Annotated in this window: 19 protein-coding genes and 12 tRNA genes; 8 read left to right on the forward strand and 23 right to left on the reverse strand. The window is 37.8% G+C overall.

Annotated elements, in window-relative coordinates; all coding sequences use genetic code 11:
* Positions 1–194: 194 nt before the first annotated feature.
* The 5 genes from B6A32_RS13495 to B6A32_RS13515 form a co-directional block, all read right to left on the reverse strand.
* Entirely contained in the window at positions 195–644 is a 450-nt protein-coding gene (locus B6A32_RS13495) for a hypothetical protein (protein WP_085304957.1), read from the reverse strand.
* 187 nt (positions 645–831) lie between these two features.
* Positions 832–1,122, reverse strand: a complete 291-nt coding sequence (locus B6A32_RS13500; RefSeq protein ID WP_085304959.1) for a DUF6172 family protein — start codon at positions 1,120–1,122, stop codon at positions 832–834.
* 294 nt (positions 1,123–1,416) lie between these two features.
* Positions 1,417–1,752, reverse strand: coding sequence for a ribosome hibernation-promoting factor, HPF/YfiA family (hpf, locus tag B6A32_RS13505; RefSeq protein WP_085304961.1), 336 nt, complete (start codon positions 1,750–1,752; stop codon positions 1,417–1,419).
* Positions 1,753–1,897: 145 nt separating this feature from the next.
* Complete coding sequence (locus B6A32_RS13510; protein WP_085304963.1) at positions 1,898–2,836, reverse strand: DUF808 domain-containing protein; 939 nt, start codon at positions 2,834–2,836, stop codon at positions 1,898–1,900.
* A 42-nt stretch (positions 2,837–2,878) separates the two neighbouring features.
* Positions 2,879–3,223 (reverse strand): YajD family HNH nuclease, encoded by a 345-nt coding sequence (locus B6A32_RS13515; RefSeq protein ID WP_085304965.1) that lies wholly within the window; start codon positions 3,221–3,223, stop codon positions 2,879–2,881.
* Between the two features lie 216 nt (positions 3,224–3,439).
* Between B6A32_RS13515 and B6A32_RS13520 the strand changes: the two genes are divergently transcribed.
* The 3 genes from B6A32_RS13520 (at position 3,440) to B6A32_RS13530 (ending at position 5,319) form a co-directional block, all read left to right on the forward strand.
* Positions 3,440–3,967 (forward strand): Mpo1 family 2-hydroxy fatty acid dioxygenase, encoded by a 528-nt coding sequence (locus B6A32_RS13520; RefSeq protein ID WP_085304967.1) that lies wholly within the window; start codon positions 3,440–3,442, stop codon positions 3,965–3,967.
* A gap of 243 nt (positions 3,968–4,210) precedes the next feature.
* Entirely contained in the window at positions 4,211–4,801 is a 591-nt protein-coding gene (locus B6A32_RS13525; protein ID WP_085304969.1) for a TetR/AcrR family transcriptional regulator, read from the forward strand.
* 17 nt (positions 4,802–4,818) lie between these two features.
* Positions 4,819–5,319: a YqhR family membrane protein gene (locus B6A32_RS13530; protein ID WP_269844046.1), complete on the forward strand. Its 501-nt coding sequence runs from the start codon at positions 4,819–4,821 to the stop codon at positions 5,317–5,319.
* Between the two features lie 73 nt (positions 5,320–5,392).
* On the opposite strand, the gene B6A32_RS13535 is transcribed toward B6A32_RS13530, so the two are convergent.
* The 17 genes from B6A32_RS13535 to B6A32_RS13615 form a co-directional block, all read right to left on the reverse strand.
* On the reverse strand, positions 5,393–6,709 hold the full coding sequence (locus tag B6A32_RS13535) for an outer membrane protein transport protein (RefSeq protein ID WP_085304973.1): 1,317 nt from the start codon (positions 6,707–6,709) through the stop codon (positions 5,393–5,395).
* A gap of 567 nt (positions 6,710–7,276) precedes the next feature.
* The gene (locus B6A32_RS13540; RefSeq protein WP_198946918.1) at positions 7,277–7,966 is read right to left on the reverse strand and encodes a glycerophosphodiester phosphodiesterase; all 690 of its coding nucleotides are present in this window, start codon (positions 7,964–7,966) and stop codon (positions 7,277–7,279) included.
* A gap of 130 nt (positions 7,967–8,096) precedes the next feature.
* Positions 8,097–10,067, reverse strand: a complete 1,971-nt coding sequence (locus B6A32_RS13545) for a tetratricopeptide repeat-containing sulfotransferase family protein (protein WP_085304975.1) — start codon at positions 10,065–10,067, stop codon at positions 8,097–8,099.
* Positions 10,068–10,183: 116 nt separating this feature from the next.
* Entirely contained in the window at positions 10,184–12,583 is a 2,400-nt protein-coding gene (locus tag B6A32_RS13550) for a TonB-dependent receptor (protein ID WP_085304977.1), read from the reverse strand.
* A gap of 428 nt (positions 12,584–13,011) precedes the next feature.
* Entirely contained in the window at positions 13,012–14,361 is a 1,350-nt protein-coding gene (locus tag B6A32_RS13555) for an MFS transporter (RefSeq protein ID WP_085304979.1), read from the reverse strand.
* 900 nt (positions 14,362–15,261) lie between these two features.
* Positions 15,262–15,348 (reverse strand) — tRNA-Leu (locus B6A32_RS13560).
* 80 nt (positions 15,349–15,428) lie between these two features.
* A tRNA-Gly gene (locus tag B6A32_RS13565) sits at positions 15,429–15,504 on the reverse strand.
* A 41-nt stretch (positions 15,505–15,545) separates the two neighbouring features.
* Positions 15,546–15,632 (reverse strand) — tRNA-Leu (locus B6A32_RS13570).
* Between the two features lie 63 nt (positions 15,633–15,695).
* Positions 15,696–15,771, reverse strand: a tRNA-Gly gene (locus B6A32_RS13575).
* Between the two features lie 51 nt (positions 15,772–15,822).
* Positions 15,823–15,898, reverse strand: a tRNA-Gly gene (locus B6A32_RS13580).
* Between the two features lie 63 nt (positions 15,899–15,961).
* Positions 15,962–16,048: transfer RNA gene (locus B6A32_RS13585), tRNA-Leu, on the reverse strand.
* 4 nt (positions 16,049–16,052) lie between these two features.
* Positions 16,053–16,126, reverse strand: a tRNA-Cys gene (locus B6A32_RS13590).
* A gap of 56 nt (positions 16,127–16,182) precedes the next feature.
* Positions 16,183–16,258 (reverse strand) — tRNA-Gly (locus B6A32_RS13595).
* A gap of 147 nt (positions 16,259–16,405) precedes the next feature.
* On the reverse strand, positions 16,406–16,984 hold the full coding sequence (gene pgsA / locus B6A32_RS13600; protein ID WP_101685963.1) for a CDP-diacylglycerol--glycerol-3-phosphate 3-phosphatidyltransferase: 579 nt from the start codon (positions 16,982–16,984) through the stop codon (positions 16,406–16,408).
* Between the two features lie 65 nt (positions 16,985–17,049).
* Positions 17,050–18,903, reverse strand: coding sequence for an excinuclease ABC subunit UvrC (gene uvrC / locus B6A32_RS13605; RefSeq protein WP_085304983.1), 1,854 nt, complete (start codon positions 18,901–18,903; stop codon positions 17,050–17,052).
* A gap of 2 nt (positions 18,904–18,905) precedes the next feature.
* Complete coding sequence (uvrY, locus tag B6A32_RS13610; protein WP_085304985.1) at positions 18,906–19,550, reverse strand: UvrY/SirA/GacA family response regulator transcription factor; 645 nt, start codon at positions 19,548–19,550, stop codon at positions 18,906–18,908.
* Between the two features lie 147 nt (positions 19,551–19,697).
* Positions 19,698–19,952 (reverse strand): anticodon-binding domain-containing protein, encoded by a 255-nt coding sequence (locus tag B6A32_RS13615; protein ID WP_198946919.1) that lies wholly within the window; start codon positions 19,950–19,952, stop codon positions 19,698–19,700.
* 176 nt (positions 19,953–20,128) lie between these two features.
* On the opposite strand from B6A32_RS13615, the gene fabA reads away from it, so the two are divergent.
* Positions 20,129–20,644, forward strand: a complete 516-nt coding sequence (gene fabA, locus B6A32_RS13620; RefSeq protein ID WP_085304989.1) for a bifunctional 3-hydroxydecanoyl-ACP dehydratase/trans-2-decenoyl-ACP isomerase — start codon at positions 20,129–20,131, stop codon at positions 20,642–20,644.
* Between the two features lie 442 nt (positions 20,645–21,086).
* On the opposite strand, the gene gltX is transcribed toward fabA, so the two are convergent.
* On the reverse strand, positions 21,087–22,499 hold the full coding sequence (gltX, locus tag B6A32_RS13625; RefSeq protein WP_085304991.1) for a glutamate--tRNA ligase: 1,413 nt from the start codon (positions 22,497–22,499) through the stop codon (positions 21,087–21,089).
* A gap of 281 nt (positions 22,500–22,780) precedes the next feature.
* On the opposite strand from gltX, the gene B6A32_RS13630 reads away from it, so the two are divergent.
* From B6A32_RS13630 to B6A32_RS13645, 4 genes are all read left to right on the forward strand, one after another.
* Positions 22,781–22,856 (forward strand) — tRNA-Val (locus B6A32_RS13630).
* A 30-nt stretch (positions 22,857–22,886) separates the two neighbouring features.
* Positions 22,887–22,962 (forward strand) — tRNA-Val (locus tag B6A32_RS13635).
* Between the two features lie 37 nt (positions 22,963–22,999).
* A tRNA-Val gene (locus B6A32_RS13640) sits at positions 23,000–23,075 on the forward strand.
* Positions 23,076–23,223: 148 nt separating this feature from the next.
* Positions 23,224–23,299 (forward strand) — tRNA-Val (locus tag B6A32_RS13645).
* The last annotated feature ends 474 nt before the right edge of the window (positions 23,300–23,773 follow it).

Genomic DNA, 23,773 nt, shown 5'->3' on the forward strand with positions numbered 1-23,773 from the left:
TAATGTAAGCCATTAGAGCAATGCAGGAGCATATTGTCGAGTAATAGCAGGCTATTGGGAATGAAAGCAACGTAGATACTGGTTATTTAAGCCGCTTTAGAATGATCGATTGTTTATATCAATTGGTATTAAGCGCTAATACGAACATACCTAAAGCCTATGCTTCAGGTATGTTACAGTGAATACTAAGTTAATTATTTAAAGATAATTTCTCTTAAGCGATATTCACCGGTTAAGGTTCTAACATTTGGGTAAGTTTTTGTTACTTCTCTGGTATTTTCTTGATTAGCTTTACCCCAGCTCTTCATAAAAGTATTGTATTTTTCTTGGTTTGGTTCTAAATCACTACTGTTTTCAAAAATAACCATTAGCACCAAATTAAATTCACCACTTTGTGGTAATTCGCTGCCATATATTTTCCAATCTTTGATGTAGCCCAATTTCTTTTGCAAACGAACTGCTTTCACCCAGCTTTCCCGGAGTCCTTCTAAGTAGATATCTTCCATATTGGGGTCAACACGAACAGTAGTCATTGAAGTAATTTCACTACCAATATCATAATCTTTATAGATCTCAAGCTCTGCCTGAGAAAAAAAAGCAAAGAGTATGCAACACAATCCAAAAACTTTGGTGATATGTTTCATTTTATACTCTCCATTATTTGTCGGAAAATCGACAAGAAAAGTATAGTTAATTAACGCGAGATTGCGAATGAGGGAACGAATACTGGCTGATTATGTGGAATGAAGTTTGTAAAGAAAGTTTGTGCATTTATAAAAATTTACTATAAACGCACAATAAACTTAATACTGTCTAATGAAAAAATTAACGCTATCTTTCTTCAAATGAACGAACAGCAGGTTTAACCAATATTTCAAGGTAAAATGAAGTGGCATCTTCCGCTAAAATTGTATCAATTTCTTGGCTAATAGTTGCAACATGTATAACATCAGCCGTTTGCTCTGTTTTACCAATTTTACAATCGAAGTCCCAATAGTCAGCGCCTTCAGGCAATGTTTTATTACGCTCACGCTTTAAATATTTTTTAACTTCGTGTTTAGCTGACTCAACCATTCTAGCGAGTTTAATTTTAGGGTGAGTTAACTCGAATGTTTTTTTCATGAAATTCCTTGGGGCAAATAATAGTGCGCTCTACAATAAATTATATAAAGCTAATAACGCTATTTTACGTAAACATTTCACTAATAGCCATACTTCTTCTTATGATAGTTAAATAACCTAAAAATCTGACGATGGAATGCTATTAATTATAATCTGCCATTATTTTTAATACTGATTGAATAATTTAGCAGTATTTGATTTGGGTTAAATTTGAATTTAATTTTGGTTTAATTTTGGTATAAAAAAAGGCCGTTTAATAACGGCCTTACATAGTTACATACTAGCTAGTTTATATTAAGGGCTTTCAAATGCGTTTGACTGCTCTACTTCAAACTTCTTTTTCTGTTTAGCCGATAATACGCCCTTTCGATGTGCTAATGCGGCCTCAAGTTTAGTCGATGCACTTGCTATTGCAGCATATAATTCTTTATCAACGGCGTGAACTGAAACTGTTGCGCCTTCATAAGAGGTAGATACTTCTAACTTCTGCTGATGCGGTTCTACGGTAATAATAACTTCTAAGGTCATTAGACTAGGGAAATGTTTAGCAACTTTAGCAAACTTATTTTCAATTGCTTGGTTTATACCTTCGGTGATTTCAACGTGATGTCCGGAAATGATTATTTTCATATTGCTACCTTTTTTGTTGTCTTCAATTATATACTCAGGGCGATGACAACAAAAAACAATAGCTAAAATGAACTAAATTGTAATCTTTCGCTAAATAATTGAAATAATTAATAAAAGCTAACCGAAATATCTAATTACTTAACCGCTAATGTTTACTTTTTAATCGAGATATTACGCTAACAATAGCCAATACTAGACCACCTGCAACAATTCCGGTAATGCCATCGAGTAATATCGACAAAATACTTTCAGAAATTGCACCTAAATATCCACCTACCCACTGTTCAATTTGAACAAATTGACGATTCAGCCATGAAAAACTATGAACGATAATGCCACCACCAACAAGGAACATCGCAATAGTGCCAACAATCGTTAACAACTTCATAAGAAATGGCGCGAAGATAAGTAAGCCTCGACCTACAGCACGTTGTATAGCGTTAAACTTTCCAGACACTGATTTTCGCAGTAAATAAAGTCCTAGATCATCTAACTTTACAATGCCGGCAACAAAGCCATAAACTCCGACAGTAAACGCAATAGCGAGCGCAGAAACCACTAACACTTGTGTTTGGAATGCCGCATCTTGTACAGAACCTAATACAATCACGATTATTTCAGCAGACAGTATAAAGTCAGTACGAATAGCACCTTTAATTTTTTCTTTTTCGAAAACTTCAATATCAATATTGTCATTACTCACCGCTTCAACCAATTTTTGATGATCTTCAGCTAATGACTTTTTACTATGAAAATATTTGTGTGAGACCTTTTCAAAGCCTTCAAAACACAAAAACAACCCACCAAGTACTAATAAAACCGTGATCAGCGGAGGTAAAAAAGCACTGATCAATAAAGCAGAAGGCACTAAAATGAGTTTATTGAGCAATGACCCTTTAGCAACAGCCCATACAACCGGTAACTCTCTATCAGCTTTAACGCCTGAAACTTGCTCAGCATTAAGTGCCAAGTCGTCACCCAATACACCTGCTGTTTTCTTCATAGCTACTTTCGATAAAACAGCCACGTCGTCTAATACCGTAGCAATATCATCCAATAAAGTTAATAAACTTGACCCAGCCACATGTAATTCCTTTAATAAATATCGTTTAAGCCAAATAAGGTTTTATTTTTTCAGCAATGACTTTAAGTCAGCAAACGGGTTATATGTTGCCGTGTCTTGATTAGTATCACCGGCTTTAACTTCCGTATGATAATTAGCATGGTCAGTATACTTAGCATGTTCGTTATCATGGCAGTAAATACAAAGAAGCTCCCAATTACTTCCGTCATTAGGGTTATTGGTATGATCATGGTCAATATGGTGAACGGTTAATTCTCTAATATTAGAATATTCAAATGCTCTTGCACAACGACCGCAAACCCAAGGATATAGCTTAAGTGCACGATCACGATAACCTTGCTCTTGACGTTTATAATTGAGGCTAGAGCCTAATCTATCTGAGGACATAATATGAACTTTTTCAGTAACTAATAGCTTATTGTATGGCTAAGCTATGACAACTGCAATATGGTAATTATTTTCAATTCTTTATTATTCAAAACCAGTATAATTTTTAAAGTAATGGATTAATTGAACAATTTGCAAACTTCTCCTGGTCTGATCTCTTTACTTCTAAAGCATAACTTGCCATGATATTTGGCTATAGAAGAATGAGGAACTGTCATGAAAACAGTCGAAGAACAATTATCTAGTTACAAAAGTGTCCATTTTAACAAACGCAATATAAAAACTCACTTTGTAGGAGTGCCACTTATTGTATGGGCTGTTACGGTATTACTTAGCATAAACACATTCAACCTTGAACTTGCCGGCCAAACCATAACTTATACACCAGCAATAATATTTTTCACCCTTTCAATGCTTTACTATTTAAAGTTACATATTAAGTTAGGCCTTGGTATGTTGGTATATACGGTTATAAATATTTACTTGGCTAGCTTAGTTGCTGATATGGAAAATGCCGTTTGGATAGGTATAAGCGCTTTTGTTATTGGTTGGGTAATACAATTTATTGGCCACATTTACGAAAAAGCTAAACCGGCTTTTTTTGATGATATTATGGGTTTAGCTATAGGGCCGTTATTTCTGATGTCTGAAATATATTTTATGCTCGGTTTTGAGAAAAACCTTGAAAAAAACATTACCCCCATGGCAATAGAAAAACGTCGATTATTAGAGCGAGCAAAATAAAATTAGACGTTAAAAATGAAAGCCATAACTAGGTTGATGGCTTTCACCTCCCCACCCTCCATTAAATTAATTTCAACTTTATTCGTTAGTAAGCTTTCCCCATAGCCTCATAAAATCAATGTATCAGCATCTATTAACATATCAAACAACGTTAAATATTTAAAAATAGTTATTGACCAATCGGTAAACAACCTGTAAATTACAATTATTGACCGAACGGTAAACAACTAATGAGGCGCTACTATGGCAAGGCCAAGAGAATTTGAAATAAGTGATGCGCTAGAAAAAGCTATGGAAGCTTTTTGGGCTAAAGGTTATGACGCAACTTCCATGGTTGATTTGATGCAGGCAATGAATTTAAACAAAGGTAGTATCTATGCAGCGTTTGGAAACAAGCATGCTTTATTTACCAAAGCATTAACACAATATACTGATACAACATATGCACGCATAAAGCATATTTTTACAAGTGCGGATTCACCACAAGCAGCGATGAAAATTTTTTTTGATAAAATGCTAGTAGAGCAATCAATATCAACAGAAAATGTCAAAACAGGTTCCCTTATGGTGAACTCTATTATTGAACTTGCCCCTCATGATGAAGAGGCAAAAATTATATTAAATCGTCAAGTAAAAAGGCTTGAAGCAGTATTCACAAAAGCCATTACACATGGCCAAAGTACCGGAAGCTTTAGAAGTGATACTGAGGCTAAAGATATGGCTATCGAAGTAAGCGTGTTTACTTTTGGCATTATGTCTTACCGTAAAACAGGTTGTGATATTACCAAAATACAAAATATTACTAATAACTACTTAAATTCGCTTTTAGCGTAATTTTTTTTACCTAATTATTGACCGAACAGTCTACAACTAAAAAGGAAAACAACATGAACTTTACTATTTCAAATATAACAAAAGGTATAATCGCCGGTTTAATTGCTACATTAGTGCTTACTGCCCTCATGATGATGAAAAAATTCATGGGGATAATGCCTGAGCTTGATCCCGTTCACATGATGGCCACTATGGCCGCACAAAAAGCAGGAATGGAGACAAATATGATGATTGGATGGGTTATGCACTTTATGATCGGAGCAGTTGCATGGGGTAGTGCATTTGCTGTACTTAACAATATTTTGCCGACAAAAAATCAACTGACAAAAGGTATTGTTCTTGGAATAGCCGCTTGGTTCATCATGATGCTTGGTCCAATGGTAATGGCAGGTAATGGATTGTTTGGTCTAGCCTTAGGGCCAATGGCACCGGTTATGACCTTTATGCTTCACATAGTTTTTGGTGTGGTTTTAGGCTTTAGTTTTGAAAAGTTAACTATCAAATCAACTCGCGTTTAACGCATTAAATAACTCGCAGCATAACAACATAAAGCCAATCAACTTAACGATTGGCTTTATGCTTAATAGCTAATTAAAAGCTTTTGTTATATTGCACAGCTAACAATAAAGCATTACCTTCTGAACTAAATTGCCAATCTTTTTGGCCAACCAATGGACTTAAAGATGCCGGTAATTGACCTAATAAAGCATCTTCTTCGGTAACTAATACTTTGTCACCATTTACATACGCAATAGCAAAATCTACGCTATCTGTCTCGTTTAACTTATAAGTGGCACCAGCACTATACCAAAGGCGATCACTATCAGGGATTGAAATTGAACGGTGATCTGCAGCCGCAGATTGATCAAATGCGACACCCATTCTTAATGTTAGGTCTTGATCAAAGTTATAGGTTGCACCTAAAGCAAACCGGTAAGTATCTTCAAAGCTTTCTTGTTTTTCAAAAGCAAGTGCCCCGCCAGCATAAGCTTCAAGTTTTTCAAAACTAGACCACTGTGTAAACATAATGCTGTATTGAGCAGCCCACTGTGCAGTTAATTGATGGAAACCTGAAAACTCTGTAATTGCGGGCATATCTATCGTTAAATTACCATCTTCTGTCGGAGTGCCTAAACCTGTGTAATCACCTTCAAAAGCAAGCTCTACTTTGCTGCGATAGGCAAAACCAAGTCGATGATCACTATTTATTTCATATACAACACCAACATTCCAGCCAAAACCAAAATCGTCACCTGACATGTTAACGATTTCAGTGCTGCTAGGTACTGGTGGAAACACTAAACCAACACCCGGAATGCTGATGCCGTTTTCTAGCACGCTACCCGCATGTCTAATAAGTTCGGCTTCGCCATAAACAACATTTAAGCCTAAACCTAAACTAAGCTGGTCATTAACACGGTAAGAGCCACTAATATTAGCATTAATGGTTTTTAAGTCGGTGATACCACCAATAGAGCCTGCCGCGTAGTTAGTACCATACTCACTTTTCAAACCATAATTTGAGTTGATTGCTAAACCATAAGCGAAAGTATCATTTACTGGGTTAATAAAGTAAGCCGCTGGGATAATTGCACTAGGTACAACGCCGTCTTGATCAAGTTCATTCGCATCGAAGTCTGTACCAAGAATATCAGGGCCACTAACACCCTCAATTTTTACACCGGGATCAATATAAGTTGCTGATAACGATAAAGACTTTTTGTCAAATAACGCCATGGCGGCTGGGTTACGGGCTAAAACAGCTGCATCATCGGCGATTACAGCATCACCAGCAAAAGCACGGCCTAAGCCTGAGGCACTTGTTTCGTTTAACTGAAAAGAGGCTGAGTAAGAATTAAAAGCGGCCAAGGTGATTGCAGTGGCGATAATTGATTTTTGAAATGTCATGCTAAGATCTCGAAATTATGGAAAAAATATATTTATCGTATTGGAAAATAATGTATTTATCGTATTGATAACTAAGGTAATAATACATGAAAAACTGTATTCTACTTGTAAGTAAGTGTAACTGAAGCATCAATAAATTTGTGCTGTATAATCTATTAAATAAATCCCCCCTTTGAAGTTGTTTTAATCTGTTAAAATATGCAATTAACTAACGGCGCTGCCTAAATCCGTTCTAAAGGCAGCACACTATTCCATGCAAGTAAGTCCCTGCCGTTTTCTATTCAAAACGGCCAAGCTGTAGATTTAAAATGGGTATAAAGTTCTATTTTGTGGATACTAATGAATTGAAAGTATTATATAAAGATACCAAGCTTATTTGACTTAGTTAACTTAGTTAATGCTACAGTCGGTTGCTGTAAATGGCATAATGTAAGATGATTCGTTGAATACATATTTCAATTGTCGTGATGTTAGTCTTTCAGCGCTGCGCAATATTGTTTTATTAACACAACTAATCCTTGAGACCGCCCTATTGGTAGATTTAATGTCACATGTAGTTTTTCTTAATTAGAGCCTTTCGGGAAAGTTACCAAAAATACCATCTACGTTTAGATTTTTTATTTTGGCAATATCATCACTGTCATTCACCGTATAAACATAAACTTTTAACCCTTTGTCATGTGCATCATTCACAAAGTCTTGATTAACGAAGTCTATACTTAAGTTGATAGATTGAGCATTAAGTTGAACAGCGCATTCAGCATAAGTAAGGGGAATACCTTCAAGTAAAGCACCAATAGGAATTTGAGGACACAAGTGTTTAAATTTATTTAACTCAGGGTGATCAAATGAAGAAACCATAAAATCAAGTTCGTTCCAGCCATGGTTTTTTATGTATTTATCTATTATTTGATACGTTGCAACTGCTGTGTTTCTTCCCTTTAGCTCGATATTGACGATCACCCTTTTATCAACAAGATCCAATACTTCTTCAAGTGTAGGAATTAACTCACCTTTACCCGCATCTAGTTGTCTTAACTCTGTAAAAGTTTTATCTTCGGTATACCCTGTGCCATTAGTAGTTCTGTCTATTTTATCGTCATGTATTACAACAAGTTCGCCTGTTTTACATACATATACATCTAATTCTATCGCATCAACATTTAACGCTAATGCTTTTTTAAAAGATCTTAACGTGTTTTCAGGTTCATGTCCCATTGCGCCACGATGCCCTATTTTTAGTATCTTTTTATCCAAAATTTATTCCTATTTGTTTCTATATTAGAATTATTAGCGCAATTAACACTATTAGCTTGCCCACAGTTAAATCAACAAAACGTTATATCAATACTCACCTATTGAACAAGCATAAGCAGTTTTAAATGATTTAAGACAATTGTTTTAATGCTTTTTTCAGTGGCTCTAGATGTGATTCATAGTTACGCCATTGTTCAAGGCCACTTTGATAAATGGGTTGTCGAACCTGCTCCGAACTCGGTGTGCGAACAGCACGCTTATTTCGATGAAAATCAATACAAGCCTGTTCAAAAGGAAGCCCACAATAATCTAATATGCGCCGAACCTGAGTTTCAAGATCCGCAACCACATCCTCATACTGCACTCGTAAAATTTTGCCTGGCAATTCTTTATCCCAATGATCCATAAGCTCAACATAACTGCGATAATAATGTCCAATATCTTCAAGACTATAGGAAAACTGTTGGCCCTCACCAAACAACTGTTTAAAACCACTAAAACAACAAGAAAAAGGGTCGCGCCTTGCATCAATAATTTTGGCGTTAGGCAAAATGAGGTTAATAAGGGCAATATGTCGAAAATTATTCGGCATTTTGTCGATAAAATACATGGCACCCTGGCGATGATGCTGGGTTTCTTCGATATACAGCTCGCCCATTTTAGTCAAATCATCAGCGGAAATATTGTTTAAAATACTCGGATATTTGGGGTTGTCCTGTGTGGCTTGTCGCCCATTCAAGCGGTGTGCTAAACCAATAATATTGGCCAACTCCATTGTTCCGTCAACTTGTGAATGAGAAGAAAGTATTTGTTCTAAAAGTGTTGAACCCGCTCTTGGTAGTCCGACTATAAATATAGGATCTGGGGCAAGACAACCGGCCGATTTATTTCGATTGAAAAATGCGGCATCAAAATTACTTTTCTGAAATTCAAACGATGCCTCTAGAGATTTACGATCAAACCGGTCTTGCTCACTTTTAAGCTTATTGCCGCGATGGTAAAAAGCAAACGCTTCGTCAAAGCGCCCACTGTCTTCTAAGTCTTTGCCAAGTGCAAAGCAAAAATGAATTTTATCGTTTATAGCTATTGTAGCGCTTGCTTCCTGAGACCGCATTTGTTCACGTTCATCTGCTGAAAATCGATAAGTTTTTAAATTAGCCAAACTCCAGAACGCATCGCCAAAGTCTGGTTTGATTGTATAGCTTTTGCGATATGCTTTAATAGCATCTTCAACACGGCCCATTGTTTTTAAGGCATGGCCAAGTGTTAAATATATTGAATAATTATCTTCGTTATTTAGCAATACACTTTCAAAGGTGTTGATAGCCCCTTCAAAATCTCCCGTTGCTTGTTGAGCATTACCAAAGCCAATTTTGAACGTTGAATTTTCTGGGTCTGAATCTAACAAAATTTTTGCTTGTTCAAGTGCCTTATGAAATTTTTGGCGCTTATGCAGAACATGCACATAGTCCAAACGGGCCCTTTTAAAGTTTGGTTCAAACTCTAAACAACTGGCTAATAAGAATTCTGCATCGTCAAGAATTTGAAACTTTGTCCCTAATTCAGCCAGTAGCCGCATAGCTTCTGGTTGATGTGGGTTCTCTTTGAGAAAATGACGACAAAGCCATTCTGCACGGTGTAATTGTTTTTGGTGTATTAGGCTAGAAACAGAGACTAATGCAGGCGGTAGGCTAGAAAGCCAATCAACTCGGTTCTTAGCTTCCTGTCGCATAGGATAGCCTGGTTCATCAGCCAGTACTCGCCAACTTCCAAACAAAGCAGGATTTAAGCTAACCGCCTTTTCTAGTGCGGTAATGGCTTTAGAGGTATCGCCTAGGGCTTTGTGAATATACCCCTGCTCTTGATGAGCCCTACCATGATCCGGTATTTTTAACAGAATTTGGTCAAGGTTTTCCATCGCTTGGCTATAATTTTTTTGTTTACGCTGACAAACGGCAAGACAATAAATCCCTTCAATGTGCCCAGGATTTATTAATAGCATTTTATGAAGAGTTTCAGACGCTTCGTTTAAGTGACCTTTACTAATTAAGCGTTGGCACTCTTTAATCGTTTGTTCAGGTGGGATCAATTTATTTGGCAAAATAATGTCTCAGTAAATATTAAGATACAGCTGATATTATCTATAGAGGTCAAAAAGTAAGAAGGGTCGACATGATTAAACGCCGACCCTTACGTATTTTAAATTATCTTAAAATGCTAATAATCATAGCTTACTCTAAAACCAATAGTACGAGGTCTTGTTGGCGAAACCCTATATACATTATCGGCTGAACCTGCTGCAACTTGCCCAAGCGAGTCTGTAGCATTGTCAATAAAGAGCGTTGCTTTCCAGTCATCTTTACCAATAGAAGCTGACAAGTTAACTTGAGTATATGACGGTAACTCAACGCGATCAGCTTCAACTAGGCTATTAAATCGTGAGTCTGTCCACTTAAATATACCTTGAAACACAGCAGAAAAATCACCTATTTCTTGGTAGTAACTTGCGCCAATAACGCCTTCAGTTTCAGGTGCATAAGGAAGGTTTGAGCCTACAGGTGTAATATTCACCAGTGTATTTGGAATATCAGTCAATTCTGAATCGATATAACTAAATGAACCAAAAACATCAACGTTATCGGTTGCAGCCCAGTTAAGTTCAAACTCTAAACCATTGATTTCGGCCGATCCAACATTGTCAAAGAATGAGTTATTGGCGATACTCAGATCAAGAACACCTTGTTGCATATCAGTAAAGTCAACATTATATATAGCGCCGTTAAAGCGTAATGTGTTATTTAGCCATGCGGTTTTCCAACCTAATTCAACACTGACTACATCATCGGTATCGAACGTAGCCGGGATCCCGCCAGTACCAACTGAGCGGTTAAATCCGCCGCCTCTAAAGCCTTCAGAATACGTAGCGTAGAACATTGCATCAGCATTCATTTTCCAGCGGATATTCGCTTTGTAAATGGTTCCTGATATGGTTGAAGGAGTCAAACCTTCTAGTCTTGAATCTACATTTGTTCCAGCATCAGCTTCTGGTCCAGACGCTCGTTGGCCAAAAGGCGACTGCCCCTTTAAGCCCATTTCAATGTCATAGCGACGGGCACCAACAGTTACGGTTAAATCGTCAGTAATATCATAAGCAAGTTCACCGAATACCGATATCTCTTCACGATCGGTTTGGTAATCATTGAAGTAGGTTACGCCAGCTGGTCGAGCACTACCGTCTGTATTAGTGAAAGCGCCTGGTATCGGAAAGTTTGGCGAGAAACCAGCAGCAATAGAACCTGCATAGTTAAAATCGGTTAAAGTGTTAAGTTGTTGATCATCATAAAACACACCACCAATCGCTCTAAAACGATCATTAGCATTTGTTGCAACACGAATTTCGTGCACGCTACGTTCCGTTTCAAATTGTTCAGAAGTCGTCATCACAGGACTAAAACATTCATCATAACCTGGGTAACTACAAATGTAGTAAGGAACAAAAGGGCCTATTTCAATATAAGCGGTATAATCAGTATTACCTTGGAACGTTCGGCTGGTGAATGAGCCATTATAGATTACTTCTAGGCCACCAAGCATGCCATTCACAGTCCATTGTGTAAGGTCTACCTTGTCATCGCCGTCAGTAGGAGAGAAAGTCGAAACATTTAAGTCATCTTCAGAACTAATAGCGGGATCGTATTCGAAAGAGCCTTCGGTATCTAGCTGTTGGCTTGTGTGCTGTACTAACAAATCCCATTCGTTATTGATTTGCCATAATGCACTGACTCTCATGCCGCGGAATGTCGCTTCATTGTAATCGTCTTTTGCAAGCGTGGCGTTACTTACTTCCTGTCGAGACGAAGGTACATTTCCACCCAACGCTGGATTAGTCAATGGTAATTGCGTCGTGGCAAGAGGATTATCAATAAAGCCAGCATCTGTAGAGTTATAAGCAGCAACACGAATTGCAAATTTATCGTCTACAATAGGAACATTAATATAACCCTCAGATTTATTACTTATGCCACCACTTTTAGTAGATGACATACCTATTTGACCACCAGCTCTAAATTCGTCCAATACTGGTTTATTCGTAATAAGGCGCACAGTACCCGCTTGTGAGCTAGCACCAAATAATGTGCCTTGAGGACCTTTTAAAACTTCAATGCGTTGCAAATCAACTGCATATAAATCTATATTACGACCGGGAGTGGTCACTGGTGCTTCATCAAGATAAGTGGCAACACTTGGCTCGCCACCAATGCCGGCAAGTCTAACATCGGCACGACCTGCCGATACACCACGAATATATGTTTCTTGTTTACCAGGTCCTTGGCCTTCAGAGCTTACACCTGGTAGCATTGCGATGTAATCGCCAAAGCTATCAACACCTAACGCTTGAAGTTTTGCACCACTCATTGTTTGTACAGCGAGTGGTACCGTTTGTTGATTCTCTGATCTTCGAGTGGAAGTAACGACAATAGTTTCAATTTGACGTTCAGTCTCAACTTCTTTTTGTTCTAATGTACTATTTTCTTGAGCTTGTACGTTGCCATTGCATAATGCGAGAGTAATCGCCATAGTCAATGCTGTTTTAACGGGTCGGTTCTTTTGATACATGTGTATCCTCTTTTATTATCTTAGTTGATTATCTTGGTTGATTATCTTCATACGACGTAGTGAGCTTTAATTGACGCTAGGGAGATTAATATATTGATTTTGATGCAAAGCATTTATCGACAACAACATCCCTTTATCTATTACCTAGTAACTCCTACTACATCTTTACGACTCACCGTTACAAATAAATAACGGCAGTCGCATAAAGTTTATCTGTCTTATAATTTCATGACTTTTATCTAGTAATTTTACGCTACAGCATACTACAATATTTAAAAGATTACTGAATATAGGCAAAATAAACTGCAATCTTCGGTGAAAAACGCCTATTTAGCTGAAGTTCTTGTTGAACAGTTTAACAAAATTACTTCAGCGAATAGTGACTCAATATTTAAAGGCACTAAAAATTTTAGGTCATTAACGCTTAATTAACGTTTAAGTAAAGCTTCTCCTAATTTTGCCGCTTTATATTCAGCATGCATAAATCCCCAAACTGAGATAATGCCAACAGAAGAAATTAATATCAGCATGTTCATAAAGCTAGACCAGCCACCCACACTATCTGCCAACCTTCCCCCAATAAAAGCAAACATTGCACTTGCTGCAAAACCGAAAGCATCAATCAAACTCACCAATTTTGCACTATGCGGCCCACCGTATTCGATAGAAAATATTGACATCGGCAAGTAATAGGCTGGAGAAATTGAAAAGGCAAACAAGAATATTGCGCCTAGCGCCACAAAGTAATTAACTTCAACACTCAAATTAAACCAATATAGGTATTTCAAGGTAAGTACACTTAATAAACTAAGCGTCATTGCTATAGTCAATACAGTACGGATCCCCTTTTTTGAAAAACGGTCATAAAATGCTATCGAAGCTAACAACCCAACCAAAGAACCGATCGGGAATATAGTAGAGGCCATTGCTGCCTGCGATGGAGATAATTGGTAAGTTTCCATCAGATAAACCGACACAAAGTCTAAAAAGGCCATCATACAAGTAAGCATCATTAACATGAGCACTACCAACCAAACTCTTGGGCTTTTCACAAATGCCAACATACCACCCATCATACTTGTGCCTTTTAGCGGATGGTTGTACTTGTTCTCAATTGCTTGTTTTGATGCTATTGCCATCGCTATTCCTTCGGCACTAGTATCAGGGTTATTGTTTTCATTTTCTCTGAAAAAATTGGGGTTTTCAGGCTTCTCTTTCAAGAAAAAATAACAGCCAATAAAAATAACGAGTGCAAATGCGGCAGCGATAAAGGCTACTGTTCGCCAATGCATAAAACTCAGCAACCAACCGAAAAATAGTGTAGCTAACACTACACTGAATCTAGAACTGGTAGAAATAATGCTCCACACTCGTCCGTAATGATGCGGGTGATACCATTCTCCTACCAACTTAGTCATACCAGGCCAGCCTGAAGACTTTGTGCAATAAAGTAGAAATGAAAACCCGGTAAAAGCCATTACATTAGGCGAAAGTCCAAAAGCGATAACAAATAGCGCGGTAAGAAAAATACCGATTAAAAAAGTAAAGCGCCCACCAATGATATCGGCAAGAGGCCCCCAGATGAGTTTCCCCACTAGCGCACCTAAGGTGCCATAAGCGGCAAAATCACCTATATTTGTTTTTGTTAAGCCCAAAGTATCGTCAGCAAGCATAGCCGGACTTAAAATGGTCACCATTTGGCGACAGATCATCATGGCGGCATAGCCAAGATACATGGCGATTAAAATATTTAATTGTTGTGGAGGTCGAATAGACATAATTTCTCTGTGAACTGTTGCAATATAGTTGACTGGGCTTCTATAAAACTAGGGTTCTTTTGGGGTTAATTGTTATTGTTATTGTTTAAACGAGGTATGTTACTCATTAGCTTACGTTAAATTACGCATAAACAGTCAGCGCTAGATGATACTAAACTTAACCAAAATAAGGAAACTTCTATAAGTTAAATTTTTGTTAAATAATACCAATTGACTTAATGAATCGATCAATTTTAAACGAGGATAAATTTTCAGTAGCAAGTCGCTTGATTAAGCAATAGCAGGCTATTGGGATTGAAAGCAACGTAGATACTAGATATTTAAACCGCTTTAGAGTGATCGATTGTTTATATCAATTGGTATAAATATTACTTATAGAGATTCTATTCTGATACCAAATCTTATAACAAATTCACTACAACCTTCGTTGAGTTCAAAACATGTGATTGATGCTTACAGTGATCTAAGTCAATAAGCAATACAGACACACATTTTAAAGCAACAGCAGGATATTGTGATTAAACACAATGCGAGAATTGCTTGGCAGCACTATTTGAAAGAAACTATTTGAAAGAAGCTATTTGAAAGAAGCTATTTGAAGAAAAGTTACTTGCAAGAAAACAATAAATAAATCTGTTTAGCTTTCAAGAAGTAAACATTTAAAGGTTTCTGGCGAGCGCTATCATAGAATTATTAATAAACTTACATTCTGTCAATGTTAACAGGGGTATAATACCAACCTGCATAAATATTTTGAGAACATCTAAATACAAGACAAAAAATTTAGTCTGTAGTTATCGCTAGAGAGTTATTAAAATAAAATCGTAATTGATAAAGACTTTTAGAGAAATAGAGTTACAAAAGTTTTGGATTTACTGAATAGATATTTCAATATAAAGATGGTACCCGGGGCCGGACTTGAACCGGCACGCTCTTACAAGCGAGGGATTTTAAATCCCTTGTGTCTACCAATTCCACCACCCGGGCAACGAGGAGCATTTTTAACGTAATCTTGGTAACTACGTTGTTTTACTGAAAAAATATCAACAATAAAACTAATAAAAAATTGGAGCGGCTAACGAGACTCGAACTCGTGACATTCACGTTGGCAACGTGATGCTCTACCAGCTGAGCTACAGCCGCTTCGTAGAAAACTTTATACTGCTTACTGAAATATCCAGTAATGGTACCCGGGGCCGGACTTGAACCGGCACGCTCTTACAAGCGAGGGATTTTAAATCCCTTGTGTCTACCAATTCCACCACCCGGGCAACGAGAAGTATTTTTTTATAGTAGAGATTGGTTCCCTACTTGATAGTAAAAACTATCGAAATTGGAGCGGCTAACGAGACTCGAACTCGTGACATTCACGTTGGCAACGTGATGCTCTACCAGCTGAGCTACAGCCGCTTCATAGAGCTAATTTATCTTAAAAAAAGCATTCACACATGTTTTAAAATTTGGAGCGGCTAACGAGACTCGAACTCGTGACATTCACGTTGGCAACGTGATGCTCTACCAGCTGAGCTACAGCCGCTTCATTTTAAAACTATCTATACATATGCCAATATGTATTAACACCCCTACTGCATTAATGAAATGGTACCCGGGGCCGGACTTGAACCGGCACGCTCTTACAAGCGAGGGATTTTAAATCCCTTGTGTCTACCAATTCCACCACCCGGGCAATGTGGAGGCGGGTCCCGGAGTCGAACCGAGGTAATCGGATTTGCAATCCGGTGCATGGCCACTCTGCCAACCCGCCAATCTCATTAACTACGAGTAAGGTAGTATTCCTTGAATTTTTCTCTTAAAGAGAATTGGAGCGGCTAACGAGACTCGAACTCGTGACATTCACGTTGGCAACGTGATGCTCTACCAGCTGAGCTACAGCCGCTTCATCTGCTGACTCCCTGTCAACTGGAAACGCATTCTACATTGAAAAACTGATGAGTCAACCCTTTAATATCAATTTTATTTTGACTGCTCAAAAAGCGACTAATATGGTGTTTTTTTAACTAAAATTACGGTTATTTATCACAAACTACTTATTTAACTCTGGCCAAGCGGCTTTAAAGTAAACCACCATAGACCAAAAAGTAAGCACTGTAGCAAGTGCATAAAAACTATATGCCGCAAAAAGTAATATTTCATGCGGAAATTCAAATAAAATTAGTGGGATATCGTAAGTTGGATACCAAATTAATCCCATAATACCTAACATTTGCGCCGCGGTTTTATATTTACCTAGTTGTGAAACAGCAATTATTTCTCTTTTTCCACGAGAAGACATGAATTCACGCAGTGCACTTATAAATATTTCACGCGCAATCATTAAAATAGCCGAAACAGAAATCCACCATACTTGTAGATCTTGAATAAGAATGACTAAAGCTGCAACCACCATGAGTTTATCTGCTACAGGGTCAATAAAAGCACCAAATGCTGAGGATTGATTTAACTTTCGTGCCAAATAGCCGTCAAGTGCGTCACTGATGGCAGCAAACCAAAAGACCACAAAAGCGCCAAAATGGTTCCACGAAACGGGTAAATAAAACACCACGATAAAAACGGGGATTAAAACAATTCTAAATAAAGTAATTTGATTGGGGATGGTCCACATAATATGTTTTTATATTCTTATCGGTAACTGAGCAAGATTTACAGACATTTTACACAGATCACGTGTTAATTGTCATGCAAGGCGTCATAAATATTTTCTGCTAATATTTTACTTACACCGGGTACTTTTTCTAAGGTAGCTCTATCAGCTTTTAAAACTTCTTGTAAGCCACCTAAATATTGTAAAAGCGCCTGCCTTTTTTTAGCGCCAATACCCGGAATACTCTCTAAGGTTGATTTTTTACTTACCTTTTGTCGCTTAGCTCTATGCCCGGTTATTGCAAAGCGATGCGATTCGTCACGTATATGTTGCACTAGATGCAAAGCTGGCGATGTAGCTGGTAAAGATATTAACTGATGACTGCCAGCTAAAATTAGAGTTTCAAGGCCTGGTTTTCTCGACTCACCTTTGGCAACCCCTACTAATAAAGGTGTTTTTACTTTATCAACGCCAGCAAAAAAATCTTCTGCTTTGGCTAACTGCCCTTTTCCGCCATCAATAAAAATAATGTCAGGCATTTTCTCTTCACTAGTCACTTTGCTGTAGCGTTTATCTAATGCAAAGGCCATAGCAGCATAATCATCGCCAGGGGTAATGCCATGCACGTTATAACGCCGGTAATCACTTTTTAATGGGCCTTCTTGGTTAAACACCACATTCGACGCCACAGTTTGTTGTCCCATGGTATGGCTAATATCAAAGCATTCAATACGAGATATACCATTAGGTAGCTCAAAGACTTCATTCAATGCTGAAAATCGAGCTTGCATAGATTCTTTGTGAGAGTTTCGTGTCATTAATGCTGTCGCCGCATTGGTACAAGCCAACTTCAGATACTGGGCACGTTCAGTGCGAACATTATGCGACATTTTAACATCATGCTCTGCCTGCTCTATAATCACTCGAATTATGTCTTCTTGGCTTTCAATCGCCTCAGGAATAATAATTTCTTTAGGAACAGCGCCTAAGTTAAGATCATTACCAATATAATGTTGACTAATAAACGCGGCAATTATCTCAGCATCGCTCGTATCAACAGGCACAGTGGGGAAATAACTTTTACTGCCTAATATTTTATGATCACGAATAAATAATAAATGAATACAAGCTTGAGATTTATGACGATGAAGCCCTATTACGTCCATTTCTGCGGCAGAGCCACTCACAAATTGTTGTTGCTGTACTTTACGTAATGTCGATATTTGATCTCTATATTTTGCCGCCAGTTCGAAATGTAGAGTTTTGCTAGCGTTTTCCATGTTCTCAACTAGGTGCTCAATAACTTTTGAGCTTTTCCCTTTAAGAAACAGTTTCGCTAACTGAACCTGCTTTTGATAATCTTCAGGCGATATTTTATCTACGCAAGGCGCTGAACATCGACCGAGTTGATACTGTAAACATGGTCGACTACGGGCGCGGTAATAACTGTCTTCACATTGACGCAATGGAAAAAGCTTTTGCATAAGGCGCAAGCTTTCCCAAACTGCACCTACGGTAGGATAAGGCCCGAAGTAATCTCCCTTAACTTTTTTACCGCCGCGATGCAGACCTAATTTTGGATGTTTGTGATCGGTAATCAACAAATAAGGATAAGATTTATCATCGCGCAGTAAAATATTATATTTGGGTTGGTATTTCTTAATATAATTATTTTCAAGGATCAGCGCTTCGCCTTCCGTATGGGTAACGGTAACGTCTATAGCTGAAATCTGTTTTACTAAAGCGCGGGTTTTATTACTGCCAACATCTTTTCGAAAATAACTCGCTAAACGTTTTTTTAACTGCTTAGCTTTACCGACATAAATAACAGTTTGGGTTATATCGTACATACGATAAACCCCTGCTTGTTCAGAAACAGCGGCTAGAAAGGCTTTATGATCAAATAATGTTTCATAATTTGATAGGCTCTGGTCAGACAATGCTACAAAACTTCGGTTTTTAACATGCCATGACGAATTGCTAAATGCGTTAACTCAACATCGTTACCAACATTAAGCTTTTCAAACATGCGGTAGCGATAGCTGTTAATAGTTTTGGTACTTAGTACTAATTGTTCAGAGATATTCGGTACTTTTTCGCCCCTTGTGATCATCAGCATTATTTGTAATTCACGTTCAGACAAACTACTAAAAGGGTTTTCATCAGGAGACTTAAACTGACTTAACGCCATTTGCTGAGCAATTTCTGGCGTTATATAACGTTGACCGCTATTAACAGCACGAATAGCATTAATCATTTCGTCTGGGCCAGCACCTTTAGTTAGGTAACCTGCCGCGCCAATTTGCATAACTTTGGTAGGAATTGGGTCTTCGCAATATACGGTTAATACAATCACTTTAACGTCAGGCGCATAACGGATAATTTTTTTCGTGGCTTCTAAACCACCAATGCCTGGCATGTTCATATCCATCAGAACCACGTTAGGTTCGACTTTACGACAAAACTGAACGGCTTCCTCGCCTGTTTTGGCTTCACCAATCACCTTAAGTCCTTTTACTTCGTCTAGGATTTTTCGTATTCCAGTACGAACCAACTCGTGGTCATCAACTAACAAAACATTTATCAAAGCAAGTTTACCTTATGAATACTTTATAAAAAGTAGCGGAGTAAAGACAAAATAATATAGCGATTAAGCTGTTAACACAATCAAAATTCGAGCCGAACTATTAATTTAGTACACAAAGCGCACAAATGCTGATTTTTATAACAAAAACTACAGGTCGTTTTTATTTAGCCAGTTATTTAATAAGCCAATTTGGCCATTTTTATATGCTGCATAAGTTAAACGCACGGCATTACTTAAAATAATACTGTCGTTCCATTTTGTTTGTTCTGCAATCAATTCGTAGCATTTTTGAGCTTCTGGAGAAAGATAACCGCGCATTTCTTTTTTACCTTTGTCTTTTTGTCGCTCACGATAACGCTTTTGTTTTTCTGCATTAGTTAATGCTTTCTTTTTATTATCCATCAATTACTTACCTAATTTCATTTTAAAACGTTACCGGTTACGCATAACTAATTCTGGCAAATTTAACCGGCTTTGTTAAGTAAAATATAGATTTATTTAACTGTTCGGAGTTGTTTAGCGTACAAGTGTTCGCTAAAGTAACGGCTTTGAAATTATTAATAAATTTAAGTGATCACATGGAACAACAAAACTCGTTCTCGAAAGAAGACCTAGTAAAAGCAGGTACTGGTGAAATGTTTGGCCCTGGCAACAGCCAGTTACCTTCTGACAATATGTTAATGATGGATAGAATTATTAGCATAAACGATGATGGCGGTGAGCATGGCAAAGGCGAAATTATTGCCGAATTAGATATAACCCCGGATCTGTGGTTTTTCGATTGTCACTTTAAAGGCGACCCAGTAATGCCAGGTTGTTTGGGCTTAGATGCTATGTGGCAATTAACCGGTTTCTTTCTAGCATGGTCAGGTGGTCCAGGTCACGGACGTGCTTTAGGTGTAGGAGAAGTTAAATTCACTGGCCAAATTCTACCAACAGCGAAAAAAGTAACTTATAAAATTACGCTAAAGCGCGTAATTAAGCGTAAACTCTTTATGGGCATTGCTGACGGCACCGTATCTGTAGATGGCCGTGTAATTTATACAGCTAAAGATTTAAAAGTGGGTTTATTTACTGATACCACTAAATTTTAATGAAGAGCTAACCTAGTTTTTTCATTAAACATAAAAAGCCAGCATTCACGCTGGCTTTTGTGTTTCTAATTACCGGGTAATTAATCTTAATTAACGTAGAGTCCCCAGTAGTAAGAACACAAATCTAAAACACAGCAAAGAGATATCACCACCAAGGGACTTCGTCCTGCACCGAGAAGAACAAGAAACATTAAAGTAAGACCTTACCCATATTCACTTTTCTTATCACTAATCACTGCTCGGTGTAGCGCAAAGCGCCTCGCGGTGCCTCGGTGGTAGAAGCCCTTAATCCCTTAAGCTCTTAATTTTTTAAATACAAAGAGTACTCAATGGTAGAAACATTTAATCATTTAACTTCTAACACAATAGTGCGAAAACGAAAAAGCCAGCAATTACGCTGGCTTTTGTTCATCAAATATTTACAGCATATTAGCGCTATAAATTAACTATTAGCGATACGTTCATCGACAACAGCTATCGCTTGATCAATTCTAGCTAATACTTTTTGTTGATCTAACAACGCTAAAGTAATATCTAATGAAGGAGAATTACCACCACCAGTTGCAGCAACACGTAAAGGCATACCAACTTTACCCATACCTACTTCAAGTTCAGTCGCCGTATCATTAATTGCGGCATGAATTGGTGCTGGTGACCAATCAGTTAAGGCAGCTAACTTCTCTTTTACTAACAACAATGGCGCTTTAACTACTGGACGTAAGTGTTTTTTAACAGCACTGGCTTCAAGTTCAGTAAAATCTTCATAGAAGTAACGGCTAATTTCTGCCATCTCTTTCAATGTTTTAACACGATCTGCCTGTATTTTAACTATTTCAGCAAGCGCCGGGCCATTTTCAATGTTAATGCCCTGTGCTTTCATATGCCATTCTAGGTGAGTAGCAACATAAACAGGATCGAGTGTTTTCATATAATGCTGATTAACCCAAATAAGTTTATCTGTGTTAAAACCAGAAGCAGCACGATTACAATCTTTAAGATCAAATAATTCAATCATTTCTTCACGAGAGAATATTTCTTTATCGCCATGTGACCAACCTAAACGCACCAAGTAATTAAGAAGCGCTTCTGGTAAATAACCGTCATCACGATATTGCATTACTCCAACTGCACCATGACGTTTAGATAAACGTTTGCCGTCATCACCTAATATCATAGGAATATGAGCATATTCAGGTACAGTTGCACCTAAGGCTATTAAAATATTAATTTGTTTTGGTGTGTTACTAATATGGTCGTCACCGCGCACAACATGAGTAACTTTCATATCCCAATCGTCAACCACAACAGTTAAGTTATAAGTAGGCGTACCATCAGAACGTGCAATTATTAAATCGTCAAGTTGCTCATTACTTATAGTAATGTCACCTTTCACCATATCTTTAATAACAACATCGCCATTTAATGGGTTCTTAAAACGAATAACGTAAGGTTTATCTTCTGGGTAATCAGAACGGTCACGCCACAAACCATTGTATTTCTCAATTTCGCCTTTTGCTTTAGCCTCTTCACGCATAGCATCAACTTCTTCAGCAGTACTATAACAACGATAAGCATTGCCAGAAGCAAGAAGTTGTTCAATCACTTCTTTATAACGGTCAAAACGTTGAGTTTGAAAGTATGGGCCATGAGTCCAAGGTAAGTCTAACCAATTCATACCGTCCATAATCGCATCAACAGAAGCTTGTGTTGAACGTTCTAAATCAGTGTCTTCGATTCTAAGAATAAAATCGCCGCCATTCTTTTGCGCATAAAGCCAACTATATAAAGCAGTACGTGCACCACCAACATGTAAATATCCTGTTGGGCTAGGGGCAAATCGAGTTGTTAAAGTCATAAAAATCTCAATGATGTATATCTCTGTCTAAGTAAGTAAAGAAATTAAACAAAGGTTATTAAAAAAGTTGTCGGCATTTTATCAGGCACACGCAGGAAATACACCTTTCACATGTTAAATTTATTATCGTGCTACCTCGAAAATTGAAAATAAAGCACACAAAACCACCACTCTGTCGAATTTTAAAGCGTTCGAGCTAAATAGTTAAAAAAAATATAAAAAATTACCGACTTTTGGTTGACAGCTTTTTCGATCTCCCTATAATACGCCCCCACAGAGAAGGACGATTAGCTCAGTTGGGAGAGCACCGCCCTTACAAGGCGGGGGTCACTGGTTCAAGCCCAGTATCGTCCACCACTTCTCTGAAAATACAGTTTATTATAGATCGGACGATTAGCTCAGTTGGGAGAGCACCGCCCTTACAAGGCGGGGGTCACTGGTTCAAGCCCAGTATCGTCCACCATATTTATGTATTTATAACATTATTTAATTGTTAGATTGGACGATTAGCTCAGTTGGGAGAGCACCGCCCTTACAAGGCGGGGGTCACTGGTTCAAGCCCAGTATCGTCCACCACTTTATTAAAAGTGAGGTAGACAATTTAGCGTTTGGAAAAGAAATAAGGTCAACACCTTCTACTCTTTATCACCCACGCCGAATCACTGGTTAAATATCAGTATCGTCCACCACTTCTTTACCATTAAAGAAGTATAAAATAAAAAATGGACGATTAGCTCAGTTGGGAGAGCACCGCCCTTACAAGGCGGGGGTCACTGGTTCAAGCCCAGTATCGTCCACCACTTTTATTTATAAACTACAAACATCTAAAAAAAAAGTTAAAGCACCTTCTGCTCTTTATCACCCGCACCGAATCACTAATTCAAGACCAGTATCGTCCACCACTTTTATTTATAAACTAAAAACATCTAAAACATCTAAAACATCTAAAACATCTAAAACATCTAAAACATCTAAAACATCTAAAACATCTAAAACATCTAAAACAAAAAGTTAAAGCACCTTCTGCTCTTTGCCACCCGCGCCGAATCACTAATTCAAACCCAGAATAAAGTAGGGTCAGATACTGAGGGATCCCCACAAATATTAAAGTGTATCAATTGTGTAAGCCCCGCCGAATAAGTGAAGTAGCGCTATTGCTTTTAAAAACTGCTTCACTGGCAGTCGTGCATATCGGTCAGATACTACCCTCAATCCAATAAAGTGCAGCGATAGGACTGTATTATTTTTCAGACTGTTAGCCTGATATTGTCGGT

The organism is Colwellia polaris, from assembly GCF_002104515.1.
Lineage (GTDB): Bacteria > Pseudomonadota > Gammaproteobacteria > Enterobacterales > Alteromonadaceae > Cognaticolwellia > Cognaticolwellia polaris.